The following is a 13,708-nucleotide window of genomic DNA, read 5'->3' on the forward strand; positions in this document are numbered from 1 at the left end:
ATTTAAGACAACGCTGCAGATGCAGCGTTCAAAATCAGATGTGATTGCGTGCAATCGTCTCGCTAAAATCTCGCTCGAACACCGCATTGTCATTCTCGTATGCTTCGATGCGCCCGGTCAGATAGAAATTGTGCTTGTCAGACCGCATCGTCGTGAATGTTTCGGTGCGGATGCGCCAGTTGTCGCGCCCCGAAACTTCGGTCCAATGGGTCTCGCCATAGGCGGAAAGCGGATCGTCTGCGTTGATTTCCCAGCGCTCGCGCGCAACGCCGCCATGGATCAGTCCGTGATCCTTGTCCCGCGCTTCGCCGAAATCATCTTCAATCACCAGGCTGATCTTGCCTGTGACCTGATCATGTTCGATCGACCGGCTGTTGCCGCCGGTGCGCAAGGTTTCAAGCTGCCACGGCGACGCGGCTTCCGGCTCCGGAAAGCTCCATTCGTCACCTGTCGCCGGTTCCCGCGAAGGAACGCTGATCTGCCCGCCCTCTATCGTCAAGCTGACATTTTCCGGCGAGGGCCAGACCATCGGCCAATAGGACGACGAGACGGCCACCCGCAATGTGTGCCCGGCCGGCATGCGATAGGCGATATCGTCCAGCTTGAAGCTGGTGCCAATCGCTTCTCCGGGAACAAGCGGCTCCGCCTTGTCGTGCCCATTGCGATGGCAGAGATTGAATACACCATAGGTGATGCGCGTCGACGCGCCATCCGGATGCACATCGCAAAGCCGCACCGCAACCATGGCAACCGGCTTGTCGCTCGACAGTGTCAATTTGATCTCCGGCGCACCGACAATATCGATCGGCTCGTCCAGAACCGTGTCGTAGCAAACCGACAGCGCATCGTCGCGGCGCTGGTCGCCGGGCATTTCCGGTCCAAGCCAGATCGCGCAATATTCGCCGCCCATCATGCCGCAATCCTGCGGCGACGCCACGAGATGGGAAAAGCCGTCAGATGCCTTTGACGCGAGAGATTTGTCGGCCTGCAGACGCAGCACTTCGGGCGCAATCGTTTTGGATGGCCATTCCTGTTCTGCAATCCAATGACCCGGACGTTCCGTGTACCAGCTTTTAGGACGCACCGAATCCATCAGATAACCGCGATAGGCCGGATCGTTCTCGACACCGGTATCGATATCCTTGAGCCAGCGATCCCACCAGCGCAGCGCCTCCTGCAGGAAGCCGATGCGCGGTTCCGGCACGGCGAAATGCGGATATTTGTGCACCCAGGGACCGATGATGCCCTTGACCGGCGCGGTGATGCCCGCCATCAGCCGCGGTACGGCGTTCTTGTAGGCATCGCCCCAGCCGCCCACGGCGAGTGTCGCCGCCTTGATCGCCGAAAAGTCCTCGCAGACCGAACCGCGCTGCCAATAGGCGTCGCGCGTCTGATGGTTGAGCCAGACTGCTGGCAGGAAGGGCTCGTTGTCGAGCCGATCGAGCCACATATCGCGCCATTTCTCGCCAGCGAGTGCCGGGTCCGGCGCGCGCGACGAATAGGCGAGCATGGTTGCGCCCCAGCCGAGATTTTCGTTCAGCAGCAGGCCGCCCTTGTAGTGAATATCGTCGGCATAGCGGTCATCGGTCGAGCAGAGCGTGATGATCGCCTTCAGCGCTTCCGGTTGCAGCGCCGCCACCTGCAGCGAGTTGAAGCCGCCCCAGGATATGCCCATCATGCCGACCTTCCCGGTCGACCAAGGCTGTTCGGCTATCCATTTGATCACCTCGCAGGCGTCGGCGAGTTCCTGCTCGGAATACTCATCCTCCATCAGCCCTTCGGAATCGCCATTGCCGCGCATGTCAACGCGCAGGCAGGCGTACCCATGGCCAGCGAAATAGGGATGAGTGAGGTTGTCCCGCGCGGTGGTGCCGTCGCGTTTGCGATAAGGGAGAAATTCGAGAATTGCAGGAACCGGGGTCTGCTCGGCACCGTCTGGCATCCAGACTCTCGCCGAAAGCCGGCAGCCGTCAGGCAGGATGATGCCCATATCGGCGTGCTCGTGGATATTATGCTGAAAAGTCTCGACTGTCCGCATTATCACCCTTCGCCTCGTCAAAGAGTCGGAAAATGGCGAATGCTCACCGGCTTTGCACCGCCGGTGATACGCGTCCCATTTTCTCGTCTTTTGCGAGGTGTTCCTTTTGCCCACACTATGCGCATCTGCTCAACGACACGCCTCTAACACTTGCGACATAAGTCCCGTCATTTGCGCCACGACCAGAAAACGCTCAACCAAGCTTCGACGGTATCAATCTCTCCACGCGCCGGAACAGCATGACGATGATACCCGTGATCACGAGATAGCCCGCCGCCAGCAAAAGCAGCGGTTCGTAGGTAAGAAACGTGTCCTGCCTGACGCGCGATGCAACCGAGTATAGATCGACGACAGTGATGGTCGCGACCAAAGGTGTCGATTTCAGCTGCAGCACGGCTTCGCCCGCCAGCGTCGGCAGCGCCCTGTGAATGGCTTGCGGCAGCCAGATACGGCGGAAGATCGTGAAGCGCGGCATGCCGAAAGCGCGCGCCGACTCCAGCTGCCCCTTGGGAACACCTGCAAAGGCCCCGCGCATCACTTCGCCCTCATAACCGGCGTAAGACAGCGTCAGGGCAAGGACAGCATAGGGCCACGCCTGCCGCAGGTAAGGCCAAAGCTCCGAACCCCGGATCCAGGGATATTGCGGAAACAGCGACCCGAGGCCGTAATAGAGCAGCCAAAGCTGGACGAGCAGCGGGGTACCGCGAATGACAGTGCAGAACGCACGCGCCGGAATGGCCAGGAACGCCGGGCCGGAAGCTTGCGCCAGACCAAGCGGCACCGCCAGCAGGAAACCAAGGACGACCGTCACGACCAGTATCCAGATCGTCCGCCACAGACCCTGCAAGATCAGACCGCCATATTGCGGCAGCCAATCCCAACGCATGAACAACGCCGCCGAAGCGACAAGCGCGATGCCGATAAGAATGAGCACGATGCGATGCGGCGGCAGCTTGCTTGCCAGACTGCTTGCGTCCTTTTCCTTGTGAATAGGAAAGGTCTCTATCGGAACTTCAATTTCGGTTTCGCCAAGTGCGTTAGACATTACCGCGCCTCCTTCACCGAAGGCATGCCGCGCCGCGCCCGTTTCTCAACCGATTCCAGAATGACACTGGAAAACAATGTAACGAACAGATAGAGCGCGCCGGCTGCGAGGTAGAACGTCATATAGGCTTTTGTCGTCCCGGCAGCCTGGCGCGTTTCCAATGTCAGTTCGCTGAAGCCAACGACTGCCAGCAGCGCTGTGTCCTTCGTCGAAATGAGCCAGAGATTGGCAAGTCCGGGCAACGCGTGCGGCAGCATGGCCGGCAGCGTGATGCGGCGCATCATCAGCACAGGCGACATGCCGTAGGCCCTCGCCGCTTCGATCTCGCCTTGCGGAATGGCCTTGATAGCGCCGCGCAGCACTTCCGTCGCATAGGCGCCCTGGACAAATCCCAGCACCACGATACCGGCAACGAGGCCGCTGATATCGACACGCTGATACCCCATCCCCTCAAGGATACGATTGATCAGGTCCGTTCCCGCGTAATAAAGCAGGATAATCATCACCAGCTCGGGAATTGCCCGCACCAGCGTCGTATAGATTGCCGCCAGATCGCGTGCGATCGGACCGCCATAGAGTTTCGCGTATGAGCCGAATGTTCCGATTATCAGGCCCATGCCGAACGCGCCGAAAGCGATCTGCAGCGACCGCACCAGCCCGCGCAAGAGATTGGCACCCCACCCTGGCGCAACAGGAGATAGAAGATCGAACATGCCGGTAATTCCGGCGGGTATAATCGATGCGTCGGCCAAGCCGTCCTCGATTCAGCGTCAAATGCAGGTTTCGAACAATAAAAAGGCCGGAGTTGGAAACCCAACGCCGGCCCAAACTCAATCAGCCGCCATACATGTCGATGGTGAAGTACTTCTTCGAAATTTCGTCATACTTCCCGTTGGCCCTGATTTCTTTGATCGCCGCGTTGAACTTTTCCTTCATCGCTGTGTCGCCCTTGCGTAGGCCAACGCCAACGCCCGGTCCGAGGATCTCCAGATCGTCGGCGACCTTGCCCTTGATGTCGCAGCAAGCCTTGCCTTCAGGGGTGTCAGCAAAGGTTTGCAGCGCCAGTCCATCGGCCTGGGTGGCGTCGATACGTCCGGCTGCCAGATCCTGGTTGGCCTCATCCTGAGTCTGATATTCCTTGATCTCGGCCGCAGTGTCAGCGAAATGCTTCTTCGCGTAGGCCTGGTGCACGGTCGAAACCTGCACGCCAAGGATCTTGCCCTTCAGACCTTCGGGTGTCGCGTCCATCTTCTCTTCCTTGGAGCCGAGAATCAACGTCGGGGTATTGTAGTACTTGTCCGAAAAATCGATCGTCTTCTCGCGTTCCGCGGTGATCGACATCGAAGCTGCAATGATGTCGATCTTCTTCGTCGTCAGCGCCGGAATGATACCGTCCCACGAAACCGGCGTGATGACGCAATCAAGCTTGGCCGCCTCGCACATTGCCATGGTGATGTCGATTTCCCAGCCCTGCCATTTGCCGGATGCATCGGGCGCCGCGAAAGGCGGATAGGGTTCGGCGGCAATGCCAACCTTGACCTGCTCGGCATTGGCTGCGCCAAGGCCGGCAACCACAAGCACAACGGCTGCTGCCGTTGTTTTCAGAAAAGACTTCATTCTCATCTCCATTGGTTCAACTGTTCCCCAGGGTTGCTCCCTGTATTGCTTTTAGTCACTTATGAAACAGTTCGGATAAACTGCTTCAAACGTTCAGATTTTGGCGATCCGAATAGTTGTTCCGGAGGCCCTTCCTCCTCGACGATTCCATTGTGCAGGTACATCACATGGCTCGCCACTTCACGGGCGAACTTCATCTCGTGGGTGACCAGCAACATCGTCCGGCCCTCTTTCGCGAGGTCGGCTATGACCTTCAGGACCTCGCCGACAAGCTCAGGGTCGAGCGCCGAGGTTGGCTCGTCGAACAGCATCACACGCGGCTGGATGGCCAGCGCCCGCGCAATTGCACCCCGCTGCTGCTGTCCACCGGACATATAGGCGGGATAGACATCGCGCTTGGCGGAAAGACCTACGCGCTCGAGAAGCTGCTCGCCGATGGCCATCGCTTCGTCGCGCTTCATGCCAAGCACGTGCACGGGCACCTCGATGACATTCTGGATCAGCGTCATGTGCTGCCACAGGTTGAAATTCTGGAATACCATGCCGAGCCGGCTGCGAATGCGCTCGATCTGGCGGCGATTGGCCGGAACCTGGCCGCCATGGCCGTCACTGACCATTTTGACATCTTCGCCATTGATGCGAATGACGCCGCTGGTGGGATTTTCAAGGAAATTGATGCAGCGCAGGAACGTCGACTTGCCCGAGCCACTGCCGCCGATCATAGCGACGACATCGCCGTCCTTGGCGGACATGGAAACGCCTTTGAGCACTTCAAGCGCGCCGAACCGCTTGTGCAGGTTCTCGATGTGGATAGCTTCAGCCTGTTCAGCCGCGCCCGGTTGGAGAGGGTCCGCCGCAACGGCTACATTCGCCGTCATTCCGGGATTCCCGCGCATAGCTGTCGTGCTTGCTCAATCATCAGTTATTCGATCCGCCTCTTTTGTCAGCAGGGGTCTTGATTGCCCGAATTTAGCCCATCACACCACTTGCGCTCTAATTATGCAAGCGTATAAATACACGGACCAGCAATTTTTCGAGAGCACCCCCAAAACATGACATTCGGTTCGCAGTCGATGGCCCTTCCCTTGAAACGCGTCATAATGCGCATGCCGGACAGGGTCATGGCCGGTGCCGAGCGTGACGTCTGGCACTATGGCCCGCAGTTCGATCCGCGCCGGGCGTCCGAACAGCACAAGGTCTTCGCCGATCTTGTCGCCCGGTCCGGTGCCGACATTACCTGGATACGCGATGGCAATGATGCGCTCTCGGATTCGATATTCACCCATGATCCCTCGCTCGTCACCGATAAAGGTGCCATCCTCCTGCGCATGGGCAAGAACCTGCGCCTCGATGAGCCCGATTTGCATCATGAAACCTACCGCGAGATGGATGTCCCTGTTCTTGGCCGCATCGAAGCGCCGGGCACCGTCGAAGGCGGCGATTGCGTATGGGTCGATAGCAATACCTTGGCGGTCGGGCGCGGTGTCCGCACCAATCAGTCCGGCATCGAACAGCTCTCAGCCATCCTGAAGCCTCTCGGCATCACTGTCCTTGGCTTCGATCTGCCGCTCTGGCATGGCGAAGAGGCCTGCCTGCATCTGATGTCGATCATTTCCCCATTGGCCGAGGATCTGGCGCTGGTGCACCTGCCACTGCTGCCTGCCGCCTTCTACCAGCTCCTGAAGGAGCGCGGCATCCGCCTCGTCGTGGCACCGGAAGAAGAGTTCGCCGCGAGCAACGGGCTTAACCTGAATGTTTTGCCGACTGCCCCTTACGAGGTGATCGCCGTCGCCGGTTTTGAAAAGACCAAGGCCGCCATGGAAGCCGCGGGCTGCACGGTCACCACATTCGAGGCCGATGCCCTGTGCATTGCCTGCGAGGGCGGCCCCACCTGCCTGACCCGGCCCGTCTGGCGCCAATGACGGAGTCCCGCTCTACCACACGCAAGAGCTTCCGCCGCGAGGGCGAAGACAAGCGCCGCGAGGATCTGATCGCGGCGACGCTCGAATGTGTGGCTGAGCGCGGCCTTGCCGGCGCGACTGTGCGCGAGATCGCTCTGCGCGCCGATGTGACCGCTGGTCTCATCCGCTATTACTTTCCGGCCAAGGACGATCTTATCGGCGCTGCCTATCGCGCCGTCATGAACCGCATGACCGTTCAGGCAAGCGATGCGCTGAAGAGTGCGGCCGATGATCCGCGTGACCGTCTCAATGCTTTCGTGAAGGCCAACCTCGGTCAGCCCATCATGGACCCCAACAATCTCTCCCTGTGGGCGGGATTCATTGGCATGGTTCACGCTGATCCCGCCATGGCTTTGGCGCACCGCGACGGCTATCTTGGTTTCCGCGACGAGCTGGAAGCGCTCATCCGCGAAGCGTTGCTGGCCGCGGGCAAGCCGGCTGAGCCAATGCATACCCGCCGCCACGCCATCGCCGTCAACGCGATTATCGACGGGCTATGGCTTGAAGGTTGTCTTGCGGGTGATATTTTTGCTGAAGGAGAGTTGGCCGAGACCGGTATAGCCGCTATCGAAGCCGTTCTTGCAATTTCTCTCAATCCTGAAAAAGGAGGCGCGATATGATGCGCTATGCGTCTGTCACCGACCGTCTCGCCGGACTCGGATCCGACAAATGGGCTGTCCATTTCCGCGCTCGCCAAATGAAGCAGGCGGGACACGAGATCATCGAATTGACCATCGGTGAGCCTGACATTCCGACGCCGACCGACATGATAGACGTCGCCGAACGGGCGATGCGCGCTGGCCGCACCGGCTATTCCAGCGGTCGCGGCGAACCGGCTTTGCTTGCCGCGCTTTCGGCGAAATACACCGCACGCACGGGACGCCAGATTGGTCCGGAAAACATCATGTGTTTCTCCGGCACGCAAACTGCCCTGTCGATGGTCATGATGGGACTTGCCGAGGAAGGCGACGAGATCATCACCGGCGATCCGCTCTACGCGACCTATGACGGCGTTGTACGTGCAACCGGCGCGACGCGTGTTTCCGTCCCGCTGCGGCCCGAAAAAGGTTTCCGCATGCAGGCCGCAGACCTTGAAAAGGTCATCACGCCTCGGTCGAAGGTTCTCCTGCTCAACACGCCGCACAATCCGACAGGCGCCGTACTCAGCGCCGCGGAGATAGCCGAAATCGGCGAGGTCTGCATCAGGCACAATCTCTGGATCGTGTCCGATGAAGTTTATGAACTGATGATCTACAACGGCACGTTCGCGTCGCCGCTGGACCGGGCGGAGCTTGCCGATCGCACCATTGCCGTGGCCTCCATCTCGAAATCACATGCCGCGCCGGGTTTCCGCAGCGGCTGGTGCATCGCCCCGCATGAATTTACGGAGCGCCTGCTGCCGCTGTCCGAATCCATGCTTTTCGGCGGACAGCCCTTCATTGCCGACATGACGGCCTATGCTCTCAGCCGCCCATCCACCGCGGCGGCCACGATGCGCGAGAGCTTTCTGCGCCGCGCCCAGCGCATTTCGGAGCGTCTGGATGGCCAGGCGGGCATCGTTGCCAAAATCCCGCATGCCGGCATGTTCATTCTTGCCGATATTCGCGCCACCGGTCTGTCCGGCCAGGAGTTCGCCATGCGCCTTCTCGAAGAGGAGCTCGTGGCGGTCATGCCGGGCGAATCCTTTGGCGACAACCTTGCCGGCTATCTTCGCATGAGCCTCAGCATTGCCGATGACAAGATCGACGACGCCTGCGCCGGCATCATCCGCCTCGCATCGCGCCTGCAACAACGGAAATCCGCATGACCACTGTTGGTGAAGCCCTCGTCCACCTGCTCGAATCCTATGATGTCGATACGGTTTTCGGCATTCCTGGCGTGCACACCATCGAACTCTATCGCGGCCTCGCCGGCTCGAGGATCCGCCACATCACGCCGCGCCATGAACAGGGCGCGGGCTTCATGGCCGATGGCTATGCACGAGCTACCGGTAGGCCCGGCGTTGCTTTCGTCATCACCGGCCCGGGCATCACCAATACGATAACCGCCATGGGCCAGGCCCGGGCCGACTCGATCCCCATGCTGGTCATCTCCGGCGTCAACCAGCRCGATTCGCTCGGCAAGGGCATGGGTTTCCTGCACGAACTGCCCAATCAGCGCGCCATGCTGCAGACTGTCGCGATGTTCTCGCATCGCATCGAGAAGCCCGACGAGCTGCCCATCGTTCTCGCCCGAGCCTTTGCCCTGTTTGCCTCGCGCCGTCCCGGTCCCGTCCATATCGAGATTCCGCTGGATGTGATGGCGCTGCCACTGGATGGTGCGGAACGCCTGTCCTACGATGCGCCGATCCCGCACGCATCGACTGAGACCATGGCGGAACTGACGCGTCTATGCCTCGGCGCTGAACGGCCGGTGATCCTGATCGGCGGCGGCGCCAGGGCTTCTGCCAGCGCCCTGCAGGCCCTGGCGGAAAAGCTCGACGCGCCGGTCATCGCGACGACCAATGCACGCGGCATCATGCATGCGCACCCCCTCCTCATACCTGCCGGCCCCAGTCTGAAGCCCTGCCGCGAACTACTAGGCAATAGCGATCTTGTCATCGCGATAGGCACGGAGATGGGCCCGACAGACTACGACATGTACGGCGATGGTGGTTTTCCTGAGCTGAAACGGCTTGTGCGCATCGATATCGACGCGGGACAGCTCGACCGCCATCCGACGTTCATGCCGATCGAAGCCTCGGCAAAGGAAACGGTGGAGGTACTCGCGGCCGCCTTGCCCGAGCGCCGCAACAGCAATTCAGGCGCGGAGCACGCAAGGCAGACGCGCGACGCCGCATGGGCTCATATCGGCCCGCGCTACCAAGGCATGGTGCGCTTCCTCGATACCTTGCGCGACACGCTGCCGGATTCGCTCATCGTCGGCGATTCCACGCAGGCCATCTATGCGGGCAATCTGTACTATGACCATGACCGCGTCGGCGGATATTTCAATGCCGCCACAGGGTTCGGTGCGCTTGGCTTTGGCCCGCCGGCCGCCATCGGCGCAGCGCTGGGAAAGCCGGAAACATCGACGATCTGCATCGTCGGCGATGGCGGCTTCCAGTTCGTACTCGGCGAACTCGGTGCGGCCGTCGATGAGCGTGTGCCTGTCATTTTCATTGTCTGGAACAATCAGGGCTATCAGGAAATCGAACGTGCCATGGTCGAGGTCGATATCGACCCGGTTGGCGTACGCCCATCAGCCCCCGACTATCTGAAAATCGCGGAGGCTTACGGCGTTCCGTCAAAGCGTCTGGACAATCTCGAAAAACTGCCTGCCGCCTTGCTCGAAGCCAAGGCGAGCGGAACGCCATATCTCATTGAAATCGATGAGAAACTGTTTGATTAGTCCAGTGCCCGGGAACTTACCCAAGAATTGATGGCGGCGTCGCAAAAAATCAAGCCCTTGCCGCATCCGGGCTTCTTGCCTGTCTGCCGTAAGCCTATCGTTGAAAAGCCTTTTCACACCAACAAAAACAAGGGAACACTGATGAAAGCATTATTGATGAGCGGCGTCATGGCGTTCGCGCTGCTCGGCGCCGCAGGCGGTGCATCGGCTGCCGAGTGCGGCAACGTCACCATCGCCAGCATGAACTGGCAGTCGGCGGAAGTACTCGCCAATCTCGACAAGATCATTCTCGAATCCGGCTATGGCTGTCAGGCTGAAATCATTCAGGGTGACACGATCCCGACGCTGACCTCCATGACGGAAAAGGGCCAGCCCGATATTGCCCCTGAAGGCTGGGTCGATTTCATGCGCGATATTATGGATAAGGCAGTTGCCGACGGCAAGCTCGTCTACGCCTCCAAGTCGCTCTCCGACGGAGGTGTACAGGGCTGGTGGATCCCGAAGTATCTCGCCGACGCTCATCCCGACATCAAGACCATCGATGACGCGCTGAAGCATCCAGAACTCTTCCCCGCACCCGAGGATCCCTCCAAGGGCGCCGTGTTCAACGGACCTGCCGGTTGGGGCGGCACTGTCGCAACCACACAGTTCTTCAAGGCCTATGATGCCGAAAAGAAGGGCTTCACGCTCGTCGATACGGGTTCTGCCGCCGGGCTTGATGGCGCGCTGGCAAAAGCCTACGAGCGCAAGGAAGGCTGGATCGGCTATTATTGGGAGCCGACTGCGCTCCTCGGCAAATATCCGATGGTGAAGCTCGACCACGGCGCGAAATTCGATGCCGCCGAATGGAAGCGCTGCAACACGGTTGCCGATTGCCCGGACCCAAAGAAGAACGATTGGKAAATCGCCGAAGTCGATACGGTCGTTACCAAGAAATTCAGCGAAACGTCCGGTCCTGCGATGGATTATCTCAAGGCCCGCTCGTGGGACAACAAGACTGTCAACACGCTTCTGGCCTGGATGACCGACAATCAGGCGACAGGGGAAGACGGCGCGAAATACTTCCTGAAGAACAATGAGCCTGTTTGGACGAAATGGGTCAGCGAAGACGCTGCCGAAAAGATCAAGGCCGCAATCAAGTAACGATGCCGGTCATCTCTCCCCTTGTGGGAGAGAAAGCGATTTCAGCATCTTAGCTTCTTCAGCTAAGTGCTAGAAATCGCCAGAGAGGGGATTTCAAACTCTCTACACTATCCCCTCTCTTGGATTTTCTAAGGATTTAGCGAGGGCTAAACCCAAGAAAATCCTTTCTCCCCCACAAGTGGGGAGATAGCCCCGCTAAAACCGTGTCGCGTATCTCAGCCCGTCATAAATCGCCGCGTGGATATTGCGGGCGTGCACGGCATCGCCGATCCGCAGCAGATCGAACTTGCCCTCGCCCCGTATGGGAAAGATCGCGCCGCCATTGACCAGCCGGTCGTAGTCCACGGCGCCGCCATTGCGCGACAATGGCTTCAACTCGCGGTAGAGATCATCGATCGGCAAAGTGCCGTGCTCGACCACCACCTGATCGACCACGCGCTCCTCGCGATACTCCGGCGCGAAATCCGAACCGAGCGTTGCGACAAGCTGGTTGCCGTTGCGGGTAACGCTGACAAGCCGCGTGTTGATCGTCACGCGCACGCCCGTTTCCTGAAAGGCGCGCATATAGGGCACATGGTTCATGCCGCCCATCTCCGGCGCGAAAAACCGTTCGGGACTGACAAGTTCCAGCTTTGAACCGGCCCGCGCGATCATTTCCGCCGCGCTCATGCCCTGGTGCCCGCCATTGTCGTCGTAGAGCAGCACGTTCTCGCCCGGCTTGACGGCACCTGCCAGAATATCCCAGCTTGAGACCACCAGATCATCGCCCGCCGTCAATGGCGGGTTTTGCGGCAGACCGCCTGTGGCGATAACCACGACATCAGGCTCGAGCCCCAGCACGTCGCCGGCTTCCGCCCAGACATTGTAGCGCAGTGAAACGCCGAGGCGCTCGAGTTCATCAAGGCGCCAATCGACGATGCCGATCATCTCCTTGCGCCGCGGGTTTTGCGATGCAAGCCGCACCTGCCCGCCCGCCTGATCCGATGCCTCCAGCACGGAGACCCGGTGCCCGCCCTCGGCGGCAACGCGCGCAGCCTCAAGCCCTGCCGGACCCGCACCAACAACCACCACATTGCGCGGCGTCTGCGCTTTCGCAATGACATGCGGCATGGTCTGCTCGCGCCCGGTTGCGGCATTGTGCACGCACAGCGCCTCGCCACCCTCGTAGATCCGGTCGAGACAATAGGTGGCGCCGACACAGGGCCGGATGCGATGTTCATCTCCCGCCATGATCTTGCGCACGATATGCGGATCGGCGAGATGCGCGCGCGTCATCCCGACCATATCGAGCTTGCCTTCGGCCACGGCGTGGCGGGCTGTCGCCACGTCGGCGATACGCGCCGCGTGAAAGGTCGGGAATTTCGTTAGCTGGCGAATTTCACCGGCAAAATCGAGATGCGGCGCGGACCGCATGCCCTGGATCGGGATAACCTCGTTCAGCGCCGCGTCCGTATCGATATGGCCACGAATGATGTTCAAGAAGTCGAACTTGCCGGAAGCCGCGATGCGCCGGGCGATCTCGACGCCCTCTTCCTTCGAAAGTCCCTGCTCCCAATCCTCGTCCGCCACCATGCGAATGCCGACGATGAAATCCGGTCCGACCGATTTGCGCACCGCATCGATCACCGCCCAGATGAAGCGCAGCCGATTGTCCAGCGAACCGCCATAGTCATCGTCGCGATGATTGGTGGCGGGCGACCAGAAACCATCCATCAGATGCCCATAGGCCTCGAACTCGATGCCATCGAGCCCTGCCGCCTGCATACGCTGTGCTGCAGAGGCATAATCGTCGATGATCCGCTCGATATCCCATTCCTCCGCTTCCTTCGGAAAGGCGCGGTGCGCAGGCTCCCGTATCGGGGAAGCCGAAACCACAGGCAGCCAGTCAGCCTTGTTCCAGCTTGTGCGACGGCCAAGATGCGTCAGCTGGATCATCACGGCAGCGCCGTGCTCATGGCAATCATCGCTGAGTTCGCGCAGCCACGGCACGATCTCGTCCTTGTAGGCATGGAGGTTGCCGAAGGCAGGCGGCGACTCGCGCGAGACGACCGCAGACCCCGCCGTCATCGTCAGCGCGATACCGCCCTTGGCCTTTTCGGTGTGATAGAGCCGGTAGCGCTCCTTCGGCATGCCGTCTTCCGAATAGGCAGGCTCGTGACTGGTCGACATGATGCGGTTCTTGAGCCGCAGATGTTTGAGCTGATAGGGCTGCAGCAGCGGATCGTCATGTGATGCCAATGGACCAGATTCCCTTTGTCCAGATTCCCTTAGTCTGGAATGATCCTAACCTTGTCGCGACCTATGGAGTTTCTCCCCCGCGACGTGTTCTGGTACGGAGCCGTCTCCGGCCAAAACTTTCGAGGCGCTCTTGTTACCGTAACGTACTTGATCCTTTGACAATCCCCAACGAAGAATAATCCATCAGGCCAGCCGACCAAGCTCGTTAATGCGTCTTCGCACGGCTACATCAGAGCATACGCACGCACGGCTCTATTACTTCTAAAAACTACAGCA

Annotated in this window: 11 protein-coding genes; 5 read left to right on the forward strand and 6 right to left on the reverse strand. The window is 59.8% G+C overall.

Translation table 11 applies throughout. The features are described from left to right. Positions 1-34: 34 nt before the first annotated feature. The 5 genes from ACXJ5O_RS02145 to ACXJ5O_RS02165 form a co-directional block, all read right to left on the reverse strand. Entirely contained in the window at positions 35-2,038 is a 2,004-nt protein-coding gene (locus ACXJ5O_RS02145) for a CocE/NonD family hydrolase (protein ID WP_457298440.1), read from the reverse strand. Positions 2,039-2,231: 193 nt separating this feature from the next. Then, on the reverse strand, positions 2,232-3,083 hold the full coding sequence (locus ACXJ5O_RS02150) for an ABC transporter permease (protein WP_457298441.1): 852 nt from the start codon (positions 3,081-3,083) through the stop codon (positions 2,232-2,234). Further along, positions 3,083-3,796, reverse strand: coding sequence for an ABC transporter permease (locus tag ACXJ5O_RS02155; RefSeq protein ID WP_112529413.1), 714 nt, complete (start codon positions 3,794-3,796; stop codon positions 3,083-3,085). Before ACXJ5O_RS02155 ends, ACXJ5O_RS02150 begins: the two co-directional genes overlap by 1 nt. Positions 3,797-3,917: 121 nt before the next feature. Next, positions 3,918-4,700, reverse strand: a complete 783-nt coding sequence (locus ACXJ5O_RS02160) for a transporter substrate-binding domain-containing protein (RefSeq protein ID WP_457298442.1) — start codon at positions 4,698-4,700, stop codon at positions 3,918-3,920. A gap of 59 nt (positions 4,701-4,759) precedes the next feature. Beyond that, positions 4,760-5,578, reverse strand: coding sequence for an ABC transporter ATP-binding protein (locus ACXJ5O_RS02165; protein WP_112529387.1), 819 nt, complete (start codon positions 5,576-5,578; stop codon positions 4,760-4,762). A gap of 174 nt (positions 5,579-5,752) precedes the next feature. On the opposite strand from ACXJ5O_RS02165, the gene ACXJ5O_RS02170 reads away from it, so the two are divergent. The 5 genes from ACXJ5O_RS02170 (at position 5,753) to ACXJ5O_RS02190 (ending at position 11,194) form a co-directional block, all read left to right on the forward strand. Further along, the gene (locus ACXJ5O_RS02170; protein ID WP_457298443.1) at positions 5,753-6,622 is read left to right on the forward strand and encodes a dimethylarginine dimethylaminohydrolase family protein; all 870 of its coding nucleotides are present in this window, start codon (positions 5,753-5,755) and stop codon (positions 6,620-6,622) included. Continuing rightward, positions 6,619-7,281: a TetR family transcriptional regulator C-terminal domain-containing protein gene (locus ACXJ5O_RS02175; RefSeq protein ID WP_457298444.1), complete on the forward strand. Its 663-nt coding sequence runs from the start codon at positions 6,619-6,621 to the stop codon at positions 7,279-7,281. The genes ACXJ5O_RS02170 and ACXJ5O_RS02175 overlap by 4 nt, the downstream gene beginning before the upstream one ends. Then, on the forward strand, positions 7,281-8,468 hold the full coding sequence (locus ACXJ5O_RS02180) for a pyridoxal phosphate-dependent aminotransferase (RefSeq protein WP_457298458.1): 1,188 nt from the start codon (positions 7,281-7,283) through the stop codon (positions 8,466-8,468). The genes ACXJ5O_RS02175 and ACXJ5O_RS02180 overlap by 1 nt, the downstream gene beginning before the upstream one ends. Next, on the forward strand, positions 8,465-10,051 hold the full coding sequence (locus ACXJ5O_RS02185) for a 5-guanidino-2-oxopentanoate decarboxylase (protein WP_457298445.1): 1,587 nt from the start codon (positions 8,465-8,467) through the stop codon (positions 10,049-10,051). Before ACXJ5O_RS02180 ends, ACXJ5O_RS02185 begins: the two co-directional genes overlap by 4 nt. A gap of 141 nt (positions 10,052-10,192) precedes the next feature. Continuing rightward, on the forward strand, positions 10,193-11,194 hold the full coding sequence (locus ACXJ5O_RS02190; RefSeq protein WP_457298446.1) for an ABC transporter substrate-binding protein: 1,002 nt from the start codon (positions 10,193-10,195) through the stop codon (positions 11,192-11,194). Positions 11,195-11,389: 195 nt separating this feature from the next. On the opposite strand, the gene ACXJ5O_RS02195 is transcribed toward ACXJ5O_RS02190, so the two are convergent. Then, the gene (locus ACXJ5O_RS02195) at positions 11,390-13,432 is read right to left on the reverse strand and encodes an oxidoreductase (protein ID WP_457298447.1); all 2,043 of its coding nucleotides are present in this window, start codon (positions 13,430-13,432) and stop codon (positions 11,390-11,392) included. Positions 13,433-13,708: the final 276 nt, after the last annotated feature.

It is taken from the genome of Phyllobacterium sp. P5_D12, assembly GCF_054049495.1.